This window comes from Stenotrophomonas sp. 85239_Sma, from assembly GCF_056481725.1.
Genome location: NZ_CM151163.1, coordinates 3,530,478 through 3,552,888, shown reverse-complemented (window position 1 = coordinate 3,552,888; position 22,411 = coordinate 3,530,478). Strand labels below are relative to the sequence as shown.

The window sequence follows — 22,411 nt, the reverse complement described above, 5'->3', positions numbered from 1 at the left end:
TGGAGCGTGGCGCAGTGTAGCCGGCCCCGGCGGGTGCCGGGGCTGGCGGTTGCTCACACTCCGCTGCTCAGAACCACATGCGCACGCCGGCCACCCAGCGCGTGTCGCGGGCGTGGTCACCGGCATAGTCGGCGGTATCGCCGAAACTGCGCTCGTGGGCGATGCCGATGTACGGCGCGAAGCGGCGGCTGAACTCATAACGCAGGCGCAGTCCGGCTTCGACCTTGTTCAGGCCGCGGCCGATGCCGTACTCCGGCTCATCCTTGGCCGCCACCGTCGCTTCCAGCAGCGGCTGCAGGATGAGCCGGTTGCTCAGCAGCACGTCGTACTCGACTTCGGCCTTGGCCAGCACCTGGCCGCCGGAGCCCAGGTACAGCGTGGCCGAGCTTTCAAACTTGTACGGCGCCAGGCCCTGGACGCCGATGGCAGCCCAGGTGCGCGAGTCGGCCGGCCGGAAGTCCTGGCGCACGCCGACCAGCACGTCCCACCACGGCGACACGCTGCGGCCATACAGCGCTTCAACCGCCGATGATTCGGTGCGGCCACGGCTGCGTTCGCCATCGGTGCGCAGCCACAGGCGGTTGATGTTGCCGCCGATCCAGCCGGTCGCTTCCCAGGCTTGGCCGTTGCTGTCCTTGCCGTCCCAGTGTTCGAGGCGGTCGATCAGCAGCAGGCTGTTGATCTCCGGCGCATGTTCCATCGCACCATGCGCGATCGGCGGGAAGGCGGCGGCGCGGTCGGCGTCGGTCGGGACCGGGATCGGCTCGCGCGGTTCGGTGGGGGCGGGCGCGCCGTGACCCATCGCTGCGTGGTCCATATTTGAATGATCCATCGTGGAATGGTCCATCGCCGCCGGTTGCATCGCGCCATGGTGCATCGTCGAGTGATCCATCTTCGAATGATCGACCGGTTCGGTCGCGGGCATCGCGGTCTTCGCCGGAGGGGCCATCGTGCCCCTGTCATGCCCCGCATGCGATTGCGCGAACACCGGCAGTGCGGCGGCCAGGCCCAGCGCCAGCAGGCTGGAGGTAAGCAGTGGGCGGCTCATTCTTCGATCCTCACTTCGCGCATCATGCCCGCTTCCATGTGGTACAGCAGATGGCAGTGGTAGGCCCAGCGGCCGAGTGCGTCGGCGCGCACGCGGTAGCTGCGGCGGGTGCCGGGCGGCATGTCGATGGTGTGCTTGCGGACCTGGAATTCGCCTTGCGCGTTCTCCAGGTCGCTCCACACGCCGTGCAGGTGGATCGGGTGCTGCATCATGGTGTCGTTGACCAGCACGATGCGCATGCGCTCACCGTAGTTCAGCCGCAGCGGTTCGGCGCTGGCGAACGGAATGCCGTCGAACGACCAGGAGAATTTCTCCATGTGGCCGGTCAGGTGCAGCTCGATCTCGCGGCTCGGCTCGCGACCATCGGGATCTTCGAACAGGCTGCGCATCGCGCCGTAGGTCAGCACCTGGCGGCCGTTGTCGCGCAGGCCGATGCCGGGGTCGTCCAGCTTGGGTTCGGTGGCCGAACTCTGCATGTCCACCAGCGGGTTGTTGCGCTCGCTGGCCGGATGTTTCGGTGCCTTGCTGGCGTCATCGCTACTGCCGTGCGCACCGTGGCCCATGCTGGCGCCACAGCCGCCTTCCATGCCCTTCATCGCGGCCATGTCGTGGCCACCATGGCCGGCACTGCCCATGTCATGCCCCATGTCGGACATCGTCAGCAGCGGGCGCGGGTCACGCGCCGGAATCGGCGCCTGCAGCCCGTGGCGCACCGCCAGCGTGCCGGCAGCAAAGCCCGTGCGGCCCATGTCCTGGCAGAAGATGGTGAACGCATCCTGGCCAGTGGGCTCTACCAGCACATCGTAGGTTTCGGCCGGGGCGATACGGAACTCGTCGATGCTGACTGGATGGATGTACTGGCCATCGGCGGCGACCACGGTCATCTTCAGGCCGGGGATGCGCACGTCGAAGTAGGTCATCGAGGCGCCGTTGATGAAGCGCAGCAGCACCTTCTCCCCACTGCGGAACAGCCCGGTCCAGTTGCCGGCCGGGGCCGTGCCGTTCATCAGGTAGGTGTAGGTATGCGCATTGATGTCGGAGATGTCGGTCGGCGTCATCCGCATCCGCCCCCACATGCCGCGGTCGGACAGCGCGGCCGACCAGCCCTCGCGTTTCACATCACGCAGGAAGTCGGGCAGGGTGCGCTTGTAGTAGTTGTCGTGCTCGGCGAGCTTCTTCATGCGCCGGAACAATGCGCCGGGATCCATGTCGGTCCAGTCGGACAGCATGATCACGTGCTCGCGGTCGTGGTGGTACGGCGCCGGCTCGGCCGGGTCGATGATCAGCGCGCCGTACAGGCCGGCCTGCTCCTGGAACATCGAGTGGCTGTGGTACCAGTAGGTGCCCGACTGCTTGAGGTCGAAGTGGTAGTGGTAGGTCTCGCCGGGGCCGATGCCGTTGAAGCTCAGGCCAGGCACGCCGTCCATGTTGGCCGGCAGCAGGATGCCGTGCCAGTGGATCGAAGTCGGGTGCCGCTGCAGCGTGTTGCGCACGAACAGATCCACGGTCTGGCCTTCACGCCAGCGCAGGATCGGCGCGGGCAGCGAGCCGTTGACGGTGATCGCCGGGCGGGTGCGGCCAGTGAAGTTGGCCAGCGACTCGCCGATGGCCAGTTCGATGCGGGTGTCGCTGAGCACGGCGGGGGCGCCGGCCAGGCGCGGGGTGGCCTTGGCGGCGGCGAGCGCGCGCTGCGGCACGCCGACAGCGGCGATGCCGGCAACCACGCCGCCGGCGGCCAGGCCCTGCACGAACAGGCGGCGCGACGGCATGGGCACAACGCCCGGACCGGGGGGAATACGGGTATTCATGGTGGTGACTCCAGACACGTAAAGACGCCGGCAGGCGGCCGGCTACGGTGCGCAGGGCGCACGGTGCGTGTGGAATCAGCCGATGGGAGGGCGCGAGATCGGCGGCAGCGGCGGTGCCGGGCGGCCAGCGGCCGGCATCGGCTGCGGGGCAAGCGACAGTGCGGGGCCGGCCATGAAGGGCAAAGGCTGCACCACCAGCAGCGGGTGCTGGGCGCAGCTGCGCACGCAGTCCTTGATCTGGCAATGAGCGTCGTGGGCGGGGGCCTTGGCCTGCGGGGCCTCGTCGGCCTGCATGCCCGCGTGATGGTGGCAGCCAGGGTCACCGTCGTCGACCGCGGTGGCGAGAGCATGCGCCATCCGGCCCATTTCCTCGTGGCCACCGGCCATGGCCGCGTTCAGCCCGTTGAGCAACAGGCTGAGCATGAGCACGACGCGGAGCAGGGTCGAGGCCAGGGACATGGCGCTAATCTAGCCGCAAGCGGGCGCGGATGCACTTCCGGCTGAATGGCCGGTTCAAGGTTGGAGCAGCACCAATGTAGAGCCCAGCCCGCCGCTAACCCTCTTCGCGCACGATCTCGACCAGGCGCGGGCCGTAGCGGCTCAGCTTGGTACCACCGATGCCTCCGACCCGGGCCAGTTCGTCCAGGCTGGTCGGGCGCTGCTCGGCGATGTTGCGCAGGGTGCTGTCGTGGAAGATCACGAAGGCCGGTACGTTCTGTTCGCGGGCCAGTTCGGCACGCAGGCCGCGCAGGGCGTTGAACAGCGCCAGGTCCTGCGGCAGCACGGACAGCCCTGTACGCTGCGCACTGCGCTCACGGCCACTGGAGCTGCTGGCGGGATCGCGGCGCATGCTGATCTGGCGACGGCCGGTCAGCACGTCGCGGCTGGCATCGGTCAGGCGCAGGCCACCGTGGCCCTCGCTGTCCACTTCCAGCAGGCTGGCGGCGACCAGCTGGCGGAACACGCTGCGCCAGGTGCGCGCATCGAGGTCGCGGCCGATCGCATAGGTGCTGAGCTTGTCATGGCCCTGCTGCTTCACCTTCTCGTTCTCGCTGCCACGCAGGATGTCAATCAGGTGGCCGACGCCGAAGCGCTGGCCGCTGCGGTAGACGCAGCTCAGCGCTTTCTGCGCAGGAATGGTGGCGTCCCACGAGGCAGGCGGGGTCAGGCAGTTGTCGCAGTTGCCGCAGGGCTGGGGATAGGTCTCGCCGAAACCGGCCAGCAGCACCTGGCGACGGCACTGCATCGACTCGCAGTAGCCCAGCAGGTGGTCGAGCTTGGACCGCTCCAGCTGCTTGCGCTCTTCGCCGGCCTCGGACTGCTCGATCATCTGCTTGAGCAGCACCACGTCGCCCAGGCCGTAGCACAACCAGGCCTCGGCGGCCTCGCCATCGCGGCCGGCGCGACCGGTTTCCTGGTAGTAGCCTTCCATCGACTTGGGCAGGTCGGTATGCGCGACGAAGCGCACGTCCGGCTTGTCGATGCCCATGCCGAAGGCGATGGTGGCGCACATCACGATGCCGTCCTCGCGCAGGAAGCGGCGCTGGTTGCTGGCGCGCACGTCCGGTGGCAGGCCGGCGTGGTAGGGCAGGGCGTTGAAGCCCTGGCCGCAGAGGAATTCGGCGGTCTCTTCGACCTTGCGCCGCGACATGCAGTAGACGATGCCCGCCTCGCCACGGTGGCCACGCAGGAAGTCGGTCAGCTGCTTGCGGGCGTTGTCCTTCTGCACCACGGTGTAGCGGATGTTGGGGCGATCGAAGGAGCTGACGAAGTGGCGTGCGTCCTGCAGATCGAGGCGCTCGGCGATCTCGCGCTGGGTCGGCGGGTCGGCCGTGGCGGTGAGCGCGATGCGCGGGATCTGCGGCCAGCGTTCGTGCAGCACGGTCAGCTGGCGGTACTCGGGGCGGAAATCGTGGCCCCACTGCGACACGCAGTGCGCTTCGTCGATGGCGAACAGGGCGATCTGGCTGCGCGACAGCAGCGACAGGAAGCGACCGGTCAGCAGGCGCTCGGGGGCGACATAGAGCATGTCCAGCTCACCCGCGAGCAGCTCGCGTTCGACGCGGCCGGCGGTCTCGGCATCCAGGGTCGAGTTCAGGTATTCGGCACGCACGCCGAGCTGGCGCAGGGCTTCGACCTGGTCCTGCATCAGCGCGATCAGCGGCGAGATGACGATGCCGCAACCGTCACGCAGCAGGGCCGGGACCTGGTAGCACAGTGACTTGCCGCCGCCGGTGGGCATCAGTACCAGGGCATCGTGACCGGCAGCCACATGCTCCACGATGTCCTGCTGGGGACCACGGAAATCGTCGTAACCAAAGACGCGTTGGAGCAGGTCGTGCGCGGGACGGGAAGCCATCCGGCTAGTTTACCCCGGCGGGGGTGTCTCGGCAGGGCTGCGCCCTGCACCTGCCGAAGCCTTCAAGCCAGAGCAACGTCAAAGGCAACAGCCGGCTCTGGGGTGTCTGCTGGTTGGGCGGGGCGGTGTGGGCTTGCAGGACACGCCGTAAACCCATCCATGGGGGCTCGATGGCGCCATCCATGGCGCCAACGATCCTGCAAGCCCACACCGCCCCTCCCCCGACAGATTTCCGGTGACGGTGGGCCCATCCACGCCATGCGTGGATGAAATCTTTCAGATATCGACAAACAAAATGGGGTCAGATCCGCTTTCCGCAGGAAAACGGATCTGACCCCAAGCTTTGCTGGCAGCTCGCGGAAATCTGTCGAAGGCGGGGTGGGTCCGGTTGCGGGGGCGTGAGCGCCATGGATGGCGTGACCGAGCCTACATGGACGTATTTACGGCGTCCCCCGCAACCGGACCCACCCCGCCTACCCACAGGAAACCAGCTTTTGCTCCGGTTGTTGCCTTTGCCGTTACCTCTGTGCGGGTGCAGGGCGCAGCCCTGCCGAGCCCCCCAAACCCTTACTGGAGCAGCGAGCGCAGCATCCAGGCGTACTTCTCGTGCGTCTGCAGGCGCTGGGTCATCAGATCCTCGGTCGGGGCGTCGTCACCCTTGGCCGCCACCTCCAGCACTTCACGTGCCGTACGGCAGACCGCTTCGTTGGCGACCACCAACTGGCGTACCATTTCACGCCAGTCCGCACTGTCGGTCAGGCCCGGTTCCTCGGCGATCGAGGTCAGCGCAGCGAATTCCCGGTAGGAGCCCGGGGCATTGAAGCCCAGCGCGCGGATGCGCTCGGCCACGTCGTCCAGTGCCGCCCATTGCTCGGTGTACTGCGTCTCGAACATGGTGTGCAGCGAGTTGAACATCGACCCGGTCACGTTCCAGTGGAAGTTGTGGGTCTTCAGGTAGAGCGTGAATGCATCGGCCTGGAAGCGCGACAGACCGTCGGCGATCTTCTTGCGGTCGCCCTGGGTGATCCCGATATCGATGTTCGGCGCCGACGGTGCCGCCGTTGCCAGCTTCTGCTTGCCGGTCTTGGCCTTGGTCGTGCTCTTGGTCTTCGCCATGGGGTTCCTCCTTGTGGAATCGTTGGCCTTCACAGTAAATCAGTCTCGATGACTGGTCGCTTTCAAAGTTTTGAACGAACCGATTGATGAACGCTATCGATAAAAATCCGACGTCCCGCCTGCGCCAACAGCGCGCCGCCATCGACGGTGCGATGAGCCGCGACCGGGGCCGTTTGCTGGGGATGCTCTCGCGTTGCCAGGCCAAGCCACAGGATGCGGCACTGGCCGCCACCTTCGAGCAGGCCTTGCAGGCGTCGGTGCAGCGCCGGCAGGTCCGGGCGCTGCAGCAGCCGTCCATTACTCTGGACCCGCAGCTGCCGATTGCGCGTGAAGCCGACGCCATCATCGAGCTGATCCGCGACCACCAGGTCGTGGTGATCGCCGGTGAAACCGGCTCGGGCAAGACCACCCAGCTGCCGAAACTGTGCCTGGCCGCCGGCCGTGGCCAGGCCGGCATGATCGGCTGCACCCAGCCGCGACGGATTGCCGCACGTGCGGTGGCCAGTCGCGTGGCGCAGGAACTGCAGAGCGAACTGGGCCAGCTCGTCGGTTACCAGGTGCGCTTCAACGACAAGGTCAGCGACGACAGCCGCATCAAGTTCATGACCGACGGCATCCTGCTGGCGGAGATCGCCAGTGACCGTTGGCTGTCGAACTACGACACGATCATTGTCGACGAGGCGCACGAACGCAGCCTCAACATCGATTTCCTGCTGGGCTACCTGAAGCAGCTGCTGCGCAAGCGGCCGGACCTGAAGCTGATCGTGACCTCGGCCACCATCGACACCGAGCGCTTCGCCCAGCATTTCGACAATGCGCCGGTGATCAGCGTGGAAGGCCGCACCTATCCGGTGGAAGTGCGCTATCGCGCGCTGGAAGGCGAGGGCGAAGACCAGGGCGAGCGCACCGTCAACGATGCCATCGTGTCGGCCATCGACGAGATCACCCGCCTGGATGCGCGTGGCGACGTGCTGATTTTCCTGCCGGGCGAGCGCGAGATCCGCGATGCGCACCAGTCGCTGGAGCGCCGCAAGTACCGCAATACCGAGGTGCTGCCGCTGTACGCGCGCCTGTCCAACCAGGACCAGGACCGGGTGTTCAATCCCGGTCCGAACCGGCGCATCGTGCTGGCCACCAACGTGGCGGAAACCTCGCTGACGGTGCCGCGCATCCGCTACGTGGTCGATCCGGGCTTCGCCCGCGTCAAGCGCTACAGCCCGCGCAACAAACTCGATCGCCTGCACATCGAGCCGATCTCGCAGGCCAGCGCCAACCAGCGCAAGGGCCGTTGCGGGCGTATCGCCGAGGGCATCTGCTACCGCCTGTATGCAGAGGCCGACTTCCAGGCGCGACCGGAGTTCACCGATCCGGAAATCCGTCGTTCCAGCCTGGCCGGGGTGATCCTGCGCATGCTGCAGCTGGGCCTGGGCCGCATCGAGGAGTTCCCGTTCCTGGAAGCACCGGACGAGCGTGCGGTGGCAGACGGCTGGCAGCAGCTGACCGAACTGGGTGCGATCGACGCCGAGCGGCGCATGACCACCATTGGCAAGCAGATGGCACGCCTGCCGGTGGACGTGAAGCTGGCGCGCATGCTGGTGGCCGCGCAGGCCGCCGGCTGCCTGCGGCCGATGCTGGTGATCGCCTCGTTCCTGGGCATCCAGGACCCGCGCGAGCGCCCACCGGAAGCGCGCGGTGCTGCCGACAGTGCGCATGCACAGTTTGCCGATGGCCGATCTGAATTCGTTGGTGTGCTGCGCCTGTGGGATGCCTACCGGCAGGCCCATGAAGACCTGACCCAGTCCAAGCTGCGTGACTGGTGTGGTCGGCATTTCCTCGGTTTCCTGCGCATGCGCGAATGGCGCGAGCTGCATCGCCAGCTGCGCCTGCTGTGCGAGGAACTGGGCTGGAAGGAAGAGGCCAACGAAATGGCGATGGCGCCATTGCTGGCCGGCAGCAGTGCACCGGCCCCGGTACGCGATGATGCCGCTGCAGTGAAGGCCACCCGTGGGCAGCTGCACCGTGCCGCGCGCCTGGCCCGCGAAGGCAAGGCGGAAACCGCCCCGGCGGCGGTGGCCGTGCGTGCGCAGAAGGAACAGGTGCCGATTGGCGGCGGCTTCAGCGAGCGCGCGCGTGCCGCCGCCTACCAGACCCTGCACCGGGCGTTGGTGGCGGGCCTGCCGACACAGATCGGCCATCGCACCGAGAAGGGCGACTTCCAGGCGCCGCGGCAGCGCCGTTTCCTGCCGTTCCCGGGCTCGGCGCTGTCCAAGCGGCCGCCGCCGTGGCTGCTGGCTGCCAATCTGCTGGATACGCAGAAGGTGTGGGGCATGACCCTGGCCGCGATCGAGCCGGACTGGGTGATTGCCGAATTGCCGCACCTGCTGTTGCGCAAGCACTTCGACCCGCACTGGTCGCGCGCGCAGGGCCAGGTGCTGGCCTCCGAGCAGATCAGCCTGTTCGGCCTGGTGCTGGCCCCGAAGAGGCCGGTGCACTACGGCCGCATCGCGCCGGGCGAGGCGCACGACATCTTCGTGCGCCAGGCGCTGGTGACGGGCGAGATCAACACCCGCGCCAGCTTCGTGCCCGACAACCAGAAAGTGCTGGAGATCGCCCGCGAGGAAGAAGCCAAGCTGCGCCGCGCCGGCATCGTGGCCGACGAGGACTGGCAGGCGCGCTGGTACCTGGACCGGGTGCCGCCGCAGGTCCATTCGGCCGCCGGCCTGGACACGTGGTGGAAGGGGCTGGCGCCGGAGCAGCGCAAGACCCTGCACTGGTCGCTGGCCGATCTGTTGCCGGGTGAGGGCAGCGAACAGGAGCGCTACCCGAAGTACCTGCCACTGGGCCAGGCGCGCCTGCCACTGCACTATCGCTTCGAGCCGGGAGCCGACGATGACGGCGTGACCCTGGACGTGCCGCTGCACCTGCTCAACGCGCTGGACCCGGTGCAGCTGGGCTGGCTGGCGCCGGGCTTCGTCGCCGACAAGGCCTCGGCACTGATCCGCAGCCTGCCCAAGGCGATGCGGCGCAATTACGTGCCGGCACCTGACTTCGGACGCGCTTTCTTCGAGGCGTTCCCGCAGCCCAGCGCCGATGCCATCACCGGCGAACTGGCGCGTTTCCTGTCACGTGCCACCGGCGCGACGGTGACTGCGCTGGATTTCGAACCCGGTTCGATCGAACCGCACCTGCACATGAACCTGCGCCTGCGCGACGAGCACGGCAAGGTGCTGGCAACCTCGCGCGACCTCGATGCGTTGCGCGCGAAGTTCGGTGGCCGTGCCGGCGATGCCTTCGCTGCACGTGCCGGCCGCGAGATGGCGGCTGATGGCCTGCGTACGTTCCCGGCGACGCCGATTCCGCTGCAGGTGCCGGGTGAAGCCGGCGTGCCGGCCTATCCGGCGTTGCTGGACGAGGGCGACAGCGTGGCGCTGCGCATCTTTGCCGACCGGCAGCAGGCGCAGGAGGCTCATCCGCTGGGCGTGCGCCGCCTGCTGGAGATCGCGTTGGCCGAGAAGGTCAAACAGGCGCGCAAGCAGTTGCCGGTCGGTGCCAAGACCGGCCTGCTGTATGCCGCGATCGAATCGCAGGAACGCCTGCGCGGTGATCTGGTCGATGCGGCGATGAACGCGGTGCTGGCCGAGGGCCTGGAAGACATCCGCGATGCGGCGGCCTTCGAGCAGCGCCGCGAGCATGCCGCCAAGGCGCTGTTCGGCGAGGCGATGTCGCGGCTGAAGCTGGCCGAAACCATCCTGGCACTGGTGGCGGAACTGAAGCCGATGCTGGAAGCACCGTTGATGGGCTGGGCGCGCGGCAACCTGGACGATATGGAGGCGCAGCTGGCGGGCCTGATCCATCCCGGTTTCCTGCGTGATACGCCGGCCGATGCACTGGCGCAGTACCCGCGCTACCTGAAGGCGATGATCCTGCGCACCGAGCGCGCCAAGCGTGATCCGCCGCGCGACCAGGCACGCATGCTGGAACTGCATCCATTCCTGGAGGCGCTGGAGACCGGCGAGCAGCAGGGGCTGCGCGACCGGCCGCAGTGGCAGGCCCTGCGCTGGGATCTGGAAGAACTGCGGGTATCGCTGTTCGCCCAGGAGCTGGGCGCACGTACCGGCATTTCGGCGAAGAAGCTGTCGCAGCGGGTGGCCGCACTGCGCCAGGCGTAAATGCGTGCAATGGCCGCCCCGTCGGGCGGCCATTGCCGCCGGGCAGGGACCCGGCGCGGTCGGAATGCCCGGGTGTTACTTGGTGCGGCGAACCTTCGGCTGCACGTTCACACCGTCCACCTTCATGTACCAGGCTCCCATCACGCCGGGGCGCATGCTGACGTTCGGGGCTTCCTTGCGGCCGCCGGAATAGTGCGTGGCATCTATCTGCTCCCACTCCTGGCCGTTCTGCAGTACGTAGCGGCGGCCCTGGCCGAAGCCACGGAATTCGCCCTGCAGGTTGCTTTCGATCGGCTCGCTGCTGCCGAAGTCGAGGAAGCCGCGGTTCTTCTTGATCACTTCCTGGCGGCCTTCTTCGCGCGCTGCGGCGACGGCCTGCGTAGTGGCTGCCTCCACTTTGCCCTGCAGCCAGCGATTGAGCGTGGCCAGTTCGTTGGCACTGAGCTTTTCCAGGCCGGCGGCCTTGAATTCGGCGGGCGACATCTGATGCTGCAGGTCGCCCTCCACCACGCGCTGGGCCAGCGCTGGCGCGGAAAGGGACAGCAGCACGGCGGCACAGGCCAGCATCCGTGGACGGACGCGCAGGGCAATGGAAGGCATGGCAGGTCTCTCCTGGGTGTGCTGGCGAGTGTAGCGGCATGTCTTCATGCCGGGTGATGGTGGCCGCGGTGATTGTCCCTGAACGGCGCCGGCGCTAGTGTAGGGGCCTCTGCCTTGCCTGCTCGATGCTGTGAACCGCGCTTCCGTCCCTGGCCTGGATGCCTTGTTGAACCGTCCCTCGGCAGCTGTGCTGCCTGCTCCGCTGCGCCAGGCCCTGCGTGAGCAGTGGGAAGCGCCGGACTGCGACCACCAGATGCGCGCCACCTGGTCGGTGCTGGGCGATACCCTTGATGCGCTGGCGATGCTTTCGGCCGACGAGGGAGCGGTGGTGGCAGCTTTGCTGTTCGACCTGCCGGGCCTGCGCGCCCGCCTGGACCCGCTGCCGCTGGGCAGCCACAAGGCGGCGGTGATCGGCCTGCTCGATGGCCAGGACGCTGCAGATCCGGTGTGGGCACTGCATGCCGGCCGTGAGGCCGGGCGCAACAGTGAAGGGCTGCGCCGGCTGCTGCTGGCGATCATCCGCGACCTGCGCGTGGTACCTATCCTGCTGGCACGCCAGCTGGCGCGGATGCGTGCGGCCGACAAGCTGGATGACGAGCAACGCCGCGCGCTGGCGCAGCTGACCCGCGACATCCACGCGCCCCTGGCCAACCGCCTTGGCATCTGGCAGCTGAAGTGGGAGCTGGAGGACCTGGCGTTCCGCCACCTGGAACCGGAGACCTATCGCCGCATCGCCCGCGAGGTGGACGAGACCCGAATCGCACGCGAGCGCTATGTCGAGAACGTCAAGAAGGTGCTGTCGCGCGAGCTGGTCGCGCAGGGCATCACGGCCGAAGTCAGCGGCCGCCCGAAGCACATCTACAGCATCTGGCGGAAGATGCAGAAGAAGCGGCTGGCGTTCGACCAGCTGTACGACATCCGCGCAGTGCGGGTGATGGTGGACGACGTCGCCGCCTGCTACGCCGCGCTGGGCGTGGTGCACGCGCTGTGGGCGCCAGTGCCGAGCGAGTTCGACGATTACATCGCCCGGCCCAAGGCCAATGACTATCGCTCGCTGCATACCGCCGTGGTCGGCCCGGAAGGGCGCACCATCGAAGTGCAGATCCGTACCCATGAGATGCACTCGCAGGCCGAGCTGGGCGTGGCCGCGCACTGGAAGTACAAAGAGGGCGGCAAGGGCGCGGAGAAGTCCTTCGACCGCAAGATCACCTGGATGCGCCAGCTGCTGGAACAGGCGCAGGACGGGCAGGGCAATGAACTGGCCGGGGCGCTCGATGCCGAGCTGACCGAGGACCGGGTCTATGCGCTGAGCCCGAAGGACGAGGTGCTGGACCTGCCGCAGGGGGCCACGCCGCTCGATTTCGCCTACCAGGTGCACACCATGGTCGGGCACCGCTGCCGCGGCGCGAAGGTCAACGGCCGTATCGTGCCGCTGACCTATCGGTTGCGCAGCGGCGACCGCGTCGAGATCCTGACCGGCAAGGAAGCCGACCCGCGCCGCGACTGGCTGATGCCGGCCAACGGCTTCCTGGCCAGCAACCGGTCACGTGAGAAGGTACGCAGCTGGTTCCACAAGCTGGACCGTGCGCGCAACGTGCAGGCCGGTCGCGAGCTGCTCGAGCGCGAACTGAAGCGGCTGGGCCTGCAGCACTCGGACCTGGCCGTCGCCGCGAAGAAGTTCCATGCCGACAGTGTCGATGACCTGTACATCCAGGTCGCGCTGGGCGATACCGGCCCGAACCAGGTCAGCCGTACGCTGCTGGAAGCGGAGCGTGCCGCCAGCCAGCCGGCGCCCGCGCCGAGCCTGCCGCGGCCGACCGCGCGCCGCGAGAACCTGGGCAAGTCCAAGTTCACCGTGCAGGGCGTGGGCAACCTGCTGGTGCAGCTGGCACGCTGCTGCCAGCCGGTGGCCGGCGAGCCGATCATCGGTTACCTGACCCGTAGCCGTGGTGTCACCGTGCATCGTGCAGACTGTGCCGCGCTGGCCCGGCTGGCAGCCACCAGTCCGCAGCGCATCCTGCCGGTGGAGTGGGGCCAGGCCGGCGGCGGCTACGAAGTGGACGTGGTGGTCACTGCCGTCGACCGCCGCTGGCTGCTGAAGGACATCACCAACCTGATCGCCCAGGAAGACGCCTACGTGCTCGACATCCACAGTGACAACGTGCGCAACAGTGGCCGTGCCCACCTGCGGCTGCGCCTGAAGGTCAGCGACTACGGGCAGTTGTCGACCCTGCTGGGCAAACTCGATGCGCTGCCGGGCGTGAGCGAGGCGCGTCGCCTCGGCTGAGCTTCACGCTGCCCCGGCTACCCTGCACGCATGGAACGCGAGCCCCCGCATCGCCCGCATGGCGCTGAACACCCTGCGCTGGACCGCGTCCGTCGCGAGGGCCGTTGGTGGTGGCTGCAGGCGCGCCATGCGCGCCGGGTGTGGCGCTGGGCGCTGCTCGCAGCGCTGGCGGTGTTCGTGCTGCTGGTGCTGCTGCGCAAGCCGCTGGCCGACTGGTTCTGGGATGAGCCGCAGATCGAGCAGCTGCTGGCCGAGGGCGATCGTGCACTGGCTGCCGGTCGCCTGAGCGATGCCGATGGCAGTGGTGCGCGCGAGCGCTACCAGGCGGTGCTGGCGCTGGACGGTGATCGCCCGCAGGCGCGCCAGGGCCTGGCCAGTACCGGCGCGGCAGCACTGCAGCAGGCGCGCGATCGCCTGCAGGCTGGTGACCTGGACGGCAGCGCGCAGGCGCTGGCGCTGGCCCGTGAGCTGCAGGTGCCACAGGGCGAAGCCGATGCAGTCGCCCGCCAGCTGCAGGCGCGACGCAGCGCCGGAGCGGGTATTGGTGCGTTGTTGGCACAGGCGCGCAACGCGTTCGCAGCCGGACGCCTGGATGACGGCGACAGCAGTGCGTTGCCCTTGTTCCAGCGCATCCTCGCCTTGCAGCCGGACAACCTGCCGGCGCTGGAAGGGCGCGAAGATGCGCTGAGCGACCTGCTGCTGCAGGCGCGCACGCTGGCGGGGCGCGGAGAGCTGGTCGAGGCCGCCGCGATCCTGCGTCGTGCCCGCCAGTTCGATGCCGGTCATGCCGATCTGCCGGCCAGCGAGGAAGCCCTGGCGCGGGCGGTCGAGCAGCGCTTGCGGCAGGCACAGCGCGCATTGCAACGGCAGCAGCTGGAAGCAGCGTCCAAGGGCTTCCTGGCGGTGCTGGCGGTGGCTGCCGATGATGCCAACGCCCAACGGGGGCGTGAGCAGGTGCTGCAGGCAGTGCTGGCGCGCAGCCAGAAGCGCGCCGACGATTTCCAGTTCGATGCGGCGCAACGTGATGCGGCGCTGGCGGTGGAGCTGGGGGCTTCGCAGGCAGTACGGCAACAACTTGCGCAGCGCCTGCAGCGTGCGCAGCAGGCGCAACAGGCCCTGCAGCAGCCCGCGATCAGTAAGGCGCAGCGCGAACGCCAGCTGCGCGACCACCTGCGCAAGATCGAACGCGCCGAGCGTGCAGGGCAGTGGATCAGCCCACCGGGGCACAGCGCGTTCGACGCGCTGCGCGAAGCACAGTCATTGGCCCCCCGCGACGCGCGGGTGAAGGCCGCTGCAGCACGCCTGCTGCCCGCCAGTCGCCGCTGCTTCGACGACAATCTGCGGCAGAACCGGGTACAGGCGGCAGGCGCCTGCCTGCAGGCCTGGCAGACGCTGTCACCGACCGCAGCGGGCCTGCCCTCGGCGCGGCTGCGGTTGGCCCAGCGCTGGCTGGCGATCGGCAGCGAACGGCTCGGCAATGGCGACCTGGCCTTTGCTGCGCGCGCCGCCGAACAGGCGCGGTTGCTGCAACCGGACCTGGCCGAACTGCCGGCATTCGAAGACCGCCTGCGTCGCGCCGGCGGACGTGCGGACTAGGCGAAGAACACCCGCTGCACGGTCGCGCGGGCGGCATCAAGTGAGAAATGCTGGGCGACGTTGGCCAGGCCTGCATCGGACAGCTGCTGCCACAGCTGCGGATCCTGGTACAGGCGGATCACCGCATCGGCGAAGCCGGCGGCGTCATCGGCCACCAGCACGTCCTGGCCCGGGTGCAGGTGCATGCCTTCCACGGCACAGGTGGTACCGACCACCGGCTGGCCATGGGCCATGCTCAGGTTGATCTTGCCCTTCACGCCGGCGCCGAACCGCAGCGGCGCAATGGCAATGCGCGCACCGTCCATGTAGGGGGTGATGTCTTCGACGAACCCGTGCATCTGCACGCCCGGCTGGCGTGCGGCCAGCGCCAGCAACGACTCCGGCGCCGCAGCACCGATGCAGTGCAGGCGCACCTCGGGCAGCCGGGCGCGGATGCGGGCGAAGACTTCGCCGATGAACCATTCCATGCCATCCAGATTCGGTGGATGACGGAAACCACCGACAAACACCAGGTCACGCCGCTGCTCGAACACGGCACCGGCACCAGCGACCTCGTGCAGGTTGGAGATCAGCTCCACCCGCACCCGTGGTGCATCGGACTGCAGCTGCTCCCGTTCGGCCGCACTGACCAGCACGGTGATGTCGCACTGCTCCATCACGGCCAGTTCGCTGCTTCGGGTACGTTCGGCTGCACGCAGCAGGGTTGCGTCGCCGGCCACTTCGGCACCGCGGCGTTCGCGCAGGTAGTGCAGGTCAACGGTGTCGAATACGGTGCGTACCTGCGGCGCATAGCGCTTGAGCAGCGGCAGGCATTCATGGGCTACATGGTGACGCACCATCATTGCCACGTCGAAACGCGATCCGTGGTTGCGCAGCCAGCCGGCCACGCCGTCCAGGAAGGGCGCGTACCAGACTTCCACGCCCATCCGTTGCAGCGCTTCGGTGGCCGCACCGGCATGCTCGCGCCGGGTCGGTACGAACACCACGTGGGCACCGCCCTGCAACAGCAGGCGGATCAGATTGACCTGGCGCAGCGACCCGGAATCGCGATCCGGTTGTGGTACTTCCTCGTCCAGGATCAGCACCTGGCGCCGGCCGCGCAGCAGCAGCGCCGGAGACGGCACTTCGCCGACCGCCGGATGTCGGCCCAGTTCGGTAGCCCAGCGGGCGGCGAAGATGGCCTGGTTGCGCACCTGGTAGGCCTTCACCCCGCTGCCGGTGTCGGTACCGTTGCTGGTGCCTTCGTCGTGGATCACCCGGCTGGCCGGCTGCACCAGCACGCGCAGGCCCTGTGCACGGACGCGGAAGGCCAGGTCGGTGTCCTCGTAGTACGCCGGCTTGTAGCGGGTATCGAAGCCATCCAGCTGCTGCCAGAGGGCGCGCGGCAGCATCAGCGCCGCCCCCGAGCAGTAGTCGACGTCGCGCAGGCTGGCAAAGCGCGGATCATCGGCGGCCTCGAAGCGGCCGTAGCTCCAGCCACTGCCATCGGCGAAGATCACCCCGCCTGATTCCTGCAGGCGGCCATCGGGGTACAGCAGCTGGCTGCCGACCAGGCCGGCGTCGGGCACGCTGCCGAAGGTGCCCAGCAGGGCATCGAGCCAGCCTGGCTGCGGCACCGTATCGTTGTTGAGCAGTACCACGTAGCGGCCGCGCGCGCGCGACACACCGTCATTGCAGGCTTCAATGAAACCGCCGTTGTGCTCGCGCACTTCATAGCGCAGCCCGGCCACCTGCGGCATCCACTGCGCGGTGGCGTCGCTGCTGCCGTCATCCACCACCAGGATCTCGCACGCGGCCGCCGGCGGGTACGCCGCCAGGGCGCGCAGGCAGGCCAGCGTGTGGTCGACGTGGTTGTAGACCGGAATGACGATGCTTACCTCCGGCGACTCGCTGAAAGGCACCGTGAAGGGGGTGAAATCCTGTGCCGGCGGCAGGAACAGCGGCGTGCGCGGAGCGGGAACGGCGCGCTGGGTATGCACGCGGATGCGCTGCCAGGTGGCCCGCCACCCACGGGTGCGCAGGCTTGCCAGGCTCCGGCGGGCCAGGCCCGACAGGCGGTTGATCAGGTATCGGATCTCGGCCAGGGACATCGCCATCCGGTTGCAACTCCAGCTTAAGCAGGGGAACCCGGGAGAATTCGCCAGCCGCAGTGGCTGGGGTAGACTCGCCAGACCCTACATTCTCGCATTCCCGTGCCCCGACGCTACGATTCCGACGACATCGACGATTTCGACGACGACCAGCAGGACAACGGTCCGCTGTGGCGGCGCCGGCTGATCACCTGGAGCATGGCTGCGGTCGCGTTGGGATTGGGTTTCCTCATTCCCTATACGCTGTACCTGAACCAACAGGTGACCCAGCGTTTCGGCGAGCTGCGCTGGCAGATCCCCACGCGCGTGTACGCGCGCCCGCTGGTGCTCACCCCCGGCAAGGCGATGGATGCCTCCACGCTGAAGACCGAACTGGCCGCCTCTGCCTACCGCGATGACGGGCAGGGCAAGGAGCCGGCCACCTATGCGGTGAACGGCGGGCGCTTTGTCATCTCCAGCCGCGGCTACAACGATGTCGATGGCCGGGTGGCCCCGCGCCGGGTGGAGCTGTCGCTGGCCGATGGCGGCGTGGCCTCGCTGCGCGATGCCGACAGCCGCAAGGCGCTGAAGGCTGCGCGGCTGGATCCGGCGCGCATCGCCACCCTGTACGGCCAGAAGCAGGAAGAACGCCGCCTGATCCGCATGGACGAGGCGCCGGACCTGCTGGTGACCGGCCTGCAGGCAGTGGAAGACAAGGACTTCAACCGCCATCACGGCATCGATCTGTCCGGCATTGCGCGCGCGGTGTGGGTGACGATCCGTTCCGGTGGCCAGAGCCGCCAGGGCGCGTCGACGCTGACCCAGCAGCTGGCCCGCAGCGGCCTGCTCGGCATCGGCAAGGAACAGACGGTCACCCGCAAGTTCAATGAGGTGCTGTACGCACTGATCATGGAGGCGCGCTACGACAAGCGCACCATCTTCGAGGCCTATCTCAACCAGGTGTACCTGGGCCAGCGCGGCAGCCAGGCGATCCACGGCATGTCGTCCGGCGCCGAGTTCTGGTTCGGCCGCGACCTGCAGTCGCTGGAGACCGAGCAGATCGCCCTGCTGATCGGCCTGGTCAAGGGGCCGTCGTTCTACGACCCGCGGCGTAACCCGGAACGCGCGCTGGATCGCCGCAACTTCGTGCTGGGCAAGCTGCACGAGGCCACGCTGATCGACGATGCCGAGTACCAGCGCGCGCTGAAGGCACCGCTGGGCGTGCCCAAGACGCCGGGCCTGGTGGCAGCCAACCGCTTCCCCGCCTACGTTGACCTGGTCCGCCGCCAACTTGGCCATGACTATCCGGAATCGGCGCTGCAGGGCGCGGGCCTGAGCGTGATGACCGGCATGTCGCCGTCCGCGCAGGCGTATGCCGAAGGCGCGGTGACCCGCACCATCAAGTCGCTGGAAAGCCAGCGTCGTCCTGAACTGCAGGCTGGCATGGTGTTGACCGACGTGCACAACGGTGACGTGCTGGCGGTGATCGGCAGCCGTGAGGTGTCCGAGGTCGGCTTCAATCGTGCGATCGAAGCGCAGCGCCCGGTCGGTTCGCTGCTCAAGCCGTTCGTGTACCTGCTGGCCCTGGCGCAGCCGGACCGCTACTCGCTGGCCAGCTGGGTGGATGATTCGCCGGTGACGGTGCAGCTCGGCCGCGGCCGCAACTGGAGCCCCGGCAACGCGGACAACCGCAGCCACGGCACGGTCCGCCTGATCGACGCGCTGGCGCATTCCTACAACCAGGCCACGGTGCGCGTGGGCATGCAGGTCGGCCCCGAGCGCGTGACCCAGCTGATCCACGTACTGGCCGGCATCAAGGCCGAGGCCAACCCGGCGGTGATCCTCGGCTCGACCGACCAGAGCCCGTATGCGATGGCGCAGCTTTACCAGTTCCTCGCGTCCGGCGGCGAGATCCAGCCGCTGCACGCGGTACGTGGCGTGCTCGATCCGCAGGGCAAGCTGCTCAAGCGATACGACAAGACCCCGGCGCCTGCACAGGAAGGCGATTCGATTGCCGCCAACCTGATCAGTGTCGGCCTGCAGCAGGTGGTCGCCAGCGGTACCGCGCAGCGGCTCAATGCCGATGGCCTCGGCCGCCTGCAGCCCGCCGGCAAGACCGGCACCACCAACGATGGCCGTGACAGCTGGTATGCCGGCTACACCGGTGACCATCTGGCGGTGATCTGGATCGGCAACGATCAGAACGAGCAGGCCGGTCTGTATGGCGCCACCGGCGCGATGCGGGTCTGGTCGGGCATCTTCCAGCGCCTGCCGAGCGCGCCGCTGCGGGTCAGCAACAAGGGCCTGGACTGGCAGTCGGTGGCACCCACCGGCCTCAACAGCACCGATGAAGGCTGCCCCGGCGCGCGCCGTTTCCCGTTTGTGGTGGGCTATGCGCCGGCTTACGCGCCGTGCGCGCCGGCCGTGTCGCCGGACGGGCAGGGTGGGGCCGAAGGCGAGGGCGGTGGCTGGCGCAGCTGGTTCGGCCTGGACCGCAAGCCGGAAGCGCCTGCCGAACCTGCCCCCGCTACTCCTCCCCCGAGCCGATGATGCCGATGAACATGCGATCCCTGCTGCAGCCCCTGGTCCTGAGCGGCCTCAGCCTGGCCCTGGCCGCCTGCGTGAGCAGCGCACCACCGGTGGTCAAGCCGGTCGATACCACCACGCCGGCGCAGCGTCTGGCTGCCGTGGATGCAGCAGCGGGGCCGGATGACAAGGAACTGTCGGTGCAGCCGCTGCGTGACTCGCAGGTAGAAGACCTGCGGTTGACCGCACAGGCGCAGCGCCAGGCCAACGATCTGGCCGGTGCCGCCAACAGCCTGGACCATGCACTGGAGATCGTGGCGAGTGACCCGGCGGTGCTGCAGGAACGTGCCGAGCTGGCGCTGCTGCAGGGCCAGTGGGCGCAGGCGGAGACGTTCGCGCGCAAGGCGATCGACCTGGGTTCGAAGACCGGCCCGCTGTGCCGCCGGCACTGGGCGACGATCGAGCAGTCGCGCCTGGCGCGCGGCGAGAAGGAAAATGCGGTGTCGGCGCATGCGCAGCTGGAGGGCTGCACGGTGCCGGGGATCAAGCGGTACTGAGTTTTCAGCCAACGGCGCAGCCCCTCGTGGCTGTGGGTTGGTCGCTGAAGCCAGAAGCAAAAGCCGCGCTGGGCCGGGCGGGTTGGGTTCGCGGGGGACGCCGTAAACCCACAGTCCCCCGCCAGTCCCCAGTACAACCCAGAGCCAGGAACACCGTTGCTGTTGCTCTGGCTCCGGGTTGAAACGGGTGCCGGGCAGCGCCCGGCCGGGTATCCTTTCCCTCTGATGTCCGACCTTGTCCATGCCAGCCGCGAAGCCCTTAGCGAAGGCGGCGCGCTCGCCTCGCACCTGGATGCATTCGTCCCGCGTCCGGCACAGCTGCACCTCACCGAAGCCATCGCCGATGCGCTGCAGCAGCGGGACCTGCTGCTGGCCGAGGCCGGTACCGGCACCGGCAAGACCTTTGCCTATCTGGTGCCGGTGCTGCTGTCCGGGCTGCGCACCATCATCTCCACCGGCACCCGCGCGCTGCAGGACCAGCTCTACCACCGCGATCTGCCGCGCGTGCGCCAGGCACTGGGCGTCGGCCTGCGCAGCGCACTGCTGAAGGGTCGTGCGAACTACCTGTGCCGCTACCGACTGCAGCAGGCGCGGGGGGAGCCGCGGTTTTCCAGCCCCGAGCAGGCCGCGCAGTTCCAGCGCATCCTGGCCTGGTCCGGACGCTCGGAGTTTGGTGACATCGCCGAACTGGAAGGCCTCGCCGACGACTCACCGCTGCTGCCGATGGTCACCTCCACCGTCGACAACTGCCTGGGCACCGATTGCCCGTTCTGGGACGACTGTTTCGTGGTGCGCGCGCGCCAACGTGCGCAGGCCGCTGACGTGGTGGTGGTCAACCATCACCTGCTGCTGGCCGACCTGGCACTGAAGCAGGACGGTTTCGGTGAACTGCTGCCGGGGGCGCAGGCCTTCGTCATCGACGAGGCGCATCAGTTGCCGGAGTTGGCCGCGCAGTTCTTCGGCGAAGGTTTCGGCATGCGCCCGTGGCAGGAACTGGGGCGCGACTGCCTGGCCGAAGCACGCGGCGTGGGCGGTGCGCAGTCGGCCCTGCAGGAACCGGTCGACCAGTTGCAGCAGGCATTGCTGGCGTTGCGATTGGCGATGGAGGGGTTGCCGCCGCGTGGTACGCAGTGGCGTGCGCTGGCCATGCCACAGGTGCGCGATGGATTCGATACGGTGATGGCCGGCCTGGCCACGCTGGAGCAGGCATTGCAGCCGCTGCGCGAAGCGGCTGCGGGCCTGGACGCCTGCCATGCAAGGGCGCGCGAGGCGGTGTCGCGGCTCCAGCGCTGGCTGGGCGATGATGAGCCCGCCCTCGATTTCGATGCCGATCCGGCGGAGGCCGCCCGTGCTGCCGATGTGCTCTGGTACGAACTCACGCCGCGTGGTTTCCGCTGCCAGCGCACGCCGATGGACGTGTCCGGCCCGCTGCGCGAGCATCGCGAGCGCAGTCGCGCGGCCTGGATCTTCACCTCGGCCACGCTGACCGTGGGCGGTGGCTTCGATCACATCGCTGCACGCCTGGGCCTGGACGATCCGCACACGCTGGTCCAGCCGAGCCCGTTCAACTGGCCGGAGCAGGCGCTGTGTTACCTGCCCGAAGGCTTGCCTGATCCGGCCGCACGGGGCTTCGGTACTGCCCTGATCCAGGCCCTGCGGCCGGTGTTGCAGGCATCGCAGGGCAGGGCATTCCTGTTGTTCGCCTCGCACCGTGCATTGCGCGAGGCCGCCGAGGCATTGCGCGACGGACCATGGCCGTTGTTCGTGCAGGGCGAGGCGCCGCGCGCGACGCTGCTGCAGCGTTTCCGCGAATCGGGCAATGGCGTGCTGCTGGGCTCGGCCAGCTTCCGCGAGGGTGTGGACGTGGTGGGCGAGGCGTTGAGCGTGGTGATGATCGACAAGCTGCCGTTCGCGGCGCCGGATGACCCGGTGTACGAGGCGCGGCTGGAGGCGATCCGCAGCCAGGGCGGCAACCCGTTCCGCGATGAGCAGCTGCCGCAGGCGGTGATTGCGCTGAAACAGGGCGTCGGCCGCCTGATCCGCAGCGAGAGCGACCGTGGGGTGCTGGTGTTGTGCGACCCGCGCCTGCTCAACCGCGGCTATGGCCGGGTCTTCCTCGATTCACTGCCGCCGTTCCGACGTACCCGCAGCCTGGCCGATGTGCAGGCCTTCTTTACGCCACAATGGACACCCGTGGCCGATGATGCGGCTGCCCCGGCCGCCGATGCGGCGGGCCCGGAGCCGGTACCCGGTGCCACGTTCCCCTTGTTCTGACC

At 68.3% G+C, this 22,411-nt stretch carries 13 protein-coding genes; 6 read left to right on the top strand and 7 right to left on the bottom strand.

All coding sequences use genetic code 11. The annotated features are described in order from the left end of the window. Positions 1 to 67 precede the first annotated feature (67 nt). The 5 genes from ACYKG1_RS16555 to ACYKG1_RS16535 form a co-directional block, all read right to left on the bottom strand. Positions 68 to 1,048: a copper resistance protein B gene (locus ACYKG1_RS16555; protein ID WP_478470925.1), complete on the bottom strand. Its 981-nt coding sequence runs from the start codon at positions 1,046 to 1,048 to the stop codon at positions 68 to 70. After that, a complete protein-coding gene (locus tag ACYKG1_RS16550) occupies positions 1,045 to 2,856 on the bottom strand; it encodes a copper resistance system multicopper oxidase (RefSeq protein WP_478470924.1) in 1,812 nt (603 codons plus the stop codon). Before ACYKG1_RS16550 ends, ACYKG1_RS16555 begins: the two co-directional genes overlap by 4 nt. Positions 2,857 to 2,931: 75 nt before the next feature. Next, the gene (locus tag ACYKG1_RS16545; protein ID WP_478470923.1) at positions 2,932 to 3,315 is read right to left on the bottom strand and encodes a CopL family metal-binding regulatory protein; all 384 of its coding nucleotides are present in this window, start codon (positions 3,313 to 3,315) and stop codon (positions 2,932 to 2,934) included. A 94-nt stretch (positions 3,316 to 3,409) separates the two neighbouring features. Beyond that, complete coding sequence (recQ, locus tag ACYKG1_RS16540; protein ID WP_478470922.1) at positions 3,410 to 5,215, bottom strand: DNA helicase RecQ; 1,806 nt, start codon at positions 5,213 to 5,215, stop codon at positions 3,410 to 3,412. Between the two features lie 567 nt (positions 5,216 to 5,782). Further along, positions 5,783 to 6,331: a Dps family protein gene (locus ACYKG1_RS16535; protein WP_100473664.1), complete on the bottom strand. Its 549-nt coding sequence runs from the start codon at positions 6,329 to 6,331 to the stop codon at positions 5,783 to 5,785. Positions 6,332 to 6,417: 86 nt separating this feature from the next. Between ACYKG1_RS16535 and hrpA the strand changes: the two genes are divergently transcribed. Next, positions 6,418 to 10,500, top strand: coding sequence for an ATP-dependent RNA helicase HrpA (gene hrpA, locus ACYKG1_RS16530; protein ID WP_478470921.1), 4,083 nt, complete (start codon positions 6,418 to 6,420; stop codon positions 10,498 to 10,500). A gap of 75 nt (positions 10,501 to 10,575) precedes the next feature. On the opposite strand, the gene ACYKG1_RS16525 is transcribed toward hrpA, so the two are convergent. Then, the gene (locus tag ACYKG1_RS16525) at positions 10,576 to 11,100 is read right to left on the bottom strand and encodes a hypothetical protein (protein ID WP_100473662.1); all 525 of its coding nucleotides are present in this window, start codon (positions 11,098 to 11,100) and stop codon (positions 10,576 to 10,578) included. 130 nt (positions 11,101 to 11,230) lie between these two features. Between ACYKG1_RS16525 and ACYKG1_RS16520 the strand changes: the two genes are divergently transcribed. Together ACYKG1_RS16520 and ACYKG1_RS16515 are read left to right on the top strand one after the other, a co-directional pair. After that, on the top strand, positions 11,231 to 13,387 hold the full coding sequence (locus ACYKG1_RS16520) for a RelA/SpoT family protein (RefSeq protein WP_478470920.1): 2,157 nt from the start codon (positions 11,231 to 11,233) through the stop codon (positions 13,385 to 13,387). Positions 13,388 to 13,417: 30 nt separating this feature from the next. Then, entirely contained in the window at positions 13,418 to 14,983 is a 1,566-nt protein-coding gene (locus tag ACYKG1_RS16515; RefSeq protein ID WP_478470919.1) for a hypothetical protein, read from the top strand. Here ACYKG1_RS16515 and ACYKG1_RS16510 read toward each other — a convergent pair. After that, positions 14,980 to 17,079 (bottom strand): glycosyltransferase, encoded by a 2,100-nt coding sequence (locus ACYKG1_RS16510; protein ID WP_478470918.1) that lies wholly within the window; start codon positions 17,077 to 17,079, stop codon positions 14,980 to 14,982. The two genes, ACYKG1_RS16515 and ACYKG1_RS16510, sit on opposite strands and share 4 nt — an antisense overlap. Before the next feature lie 96 nt (positions 17,080 to 17,175). Here ACYKG1_RS16510 and mrcB point away from each other — a divergent pair, with 96 nt between their 5' ends. The 3 genes from mrcB to ACYKG1_RS16495 all read left to right on the top strand — a co-directional run bounded on the left by mrcB (position 17,176) and on the right by ACYKG1_RS16495 (position 22,409). After that, entirely contained in the window at positions 17,176 to 19,602 is a 2,427-nt protein-coding gene (gene mrcB / locus ACYKG1_RS16505; protein WP_262082870.1) for a penicillin-binding protein 1B, read from the top strand. Next, positions 19,599 to 20,135, top strand: a complete 537-nt coding sequence (locus tag ACYKG1_RS16500) for a hypothetical protein (RefSeq protein WP_262082869.1) — start codon at positions 19,599 to 19,601, stop codon at positions 20,133 to 20,135. The genes mrcB and ACYKG1_RS16500 overlap by 4 nt, the downstream gene beginning before the upstream one ends. Before the next feature lie 225 nt (positions 20,136 to 20,360). Next, positions 20,361 to 22,409, top strand: a complete 2,049-nt coding sequence (locus ACYKG1_RS16495; protein ID WP_100473656.1) for a DNA repair helicase YoaA — start codon at positions 20,361 to 20,363, stop codon at positions 22,407 to 22,409. Positions 22,410 to 22,411 lie beyond the last annotated feature (2 nt).

Coding starts and splice junctions, on each gene's coding strand:
- ACYKG1_RS16555 (WP_478470925.1), bottom strand. CDS start 1,048: ATGAGCCGCCCACTGCTTACCTCCAGCCTGCTGGCGCTGGGCCTGGCC.
- ACYKG1_RS16550 (WP_478470924.1), bottom strand. CDS start 2,856: ATGAATACCCGTATTCCCCCCGGTCCGGGCGTTGTGCCCATGCCGTCG.
- ACYKG1_RS16545 (WP_478470923.1), bottom strand. CDS start 3,315: ATGTCCCTGGCCTCGACCCTGCTCCGCGTCGTGCTCATGCTCAGCCTG.
- recQ (WP_478470922.1), bottom strand. CDS start 5,215: ATGGCTTCCCGTCCCGCGCACGACCTGCTCCAACGCGTCTTTGGTTAC.
- ACYKG1_RS16535 (WP_100473664.1), bottom strand. CDS start 6,331: ATGGCGAAGACCAAGAGCACGACCAAGGCCAAGACCGGCAAGCAGAAG.
- hrpA (WP_478470921.1), top strand. CDS start 6,418: ATGAACGCTATCGATAAAAATCCGACGTCCCGCCTGCGCCAACAGCGC.
- ACYKG1_RS16525 (WP_100473662.1), bottom strand. CDS start 11,100: ATGCCTTCCATTGCCCTGCGCGTCCGTCCACGGATGCTGGCCTGTGCC.
- ACYKG1_RS16515 (WP_478470919.1), top strand. CDS start 13,418: ATGGAACGCGAGCCCCCGCATCGCCCGCATGGCGCTGAACACCCTGCG.
- ACYKG1_RS16510 (WP_478470918.1), bottom strand. CDS start 17,079: ATGGCGATGTCCCTGGCCGAGATCCGATACCTGATCAACCGCCTGTCG.
- ACYKG1_RS16500 (WP_262082869.1), top strand. CDS start 19,599: ATGATGCCGATGAACATGCGATCCCTGCTGCAGCCCCTGGTCCTGAGC.
- ACYKG1_RS16495 (WP_100473656.1), top strand. CDS start 20,361: ATGTCCGACCTTGTCCATGCCAGCCGCGAAGCCCTTAGCGAAGGCGGC.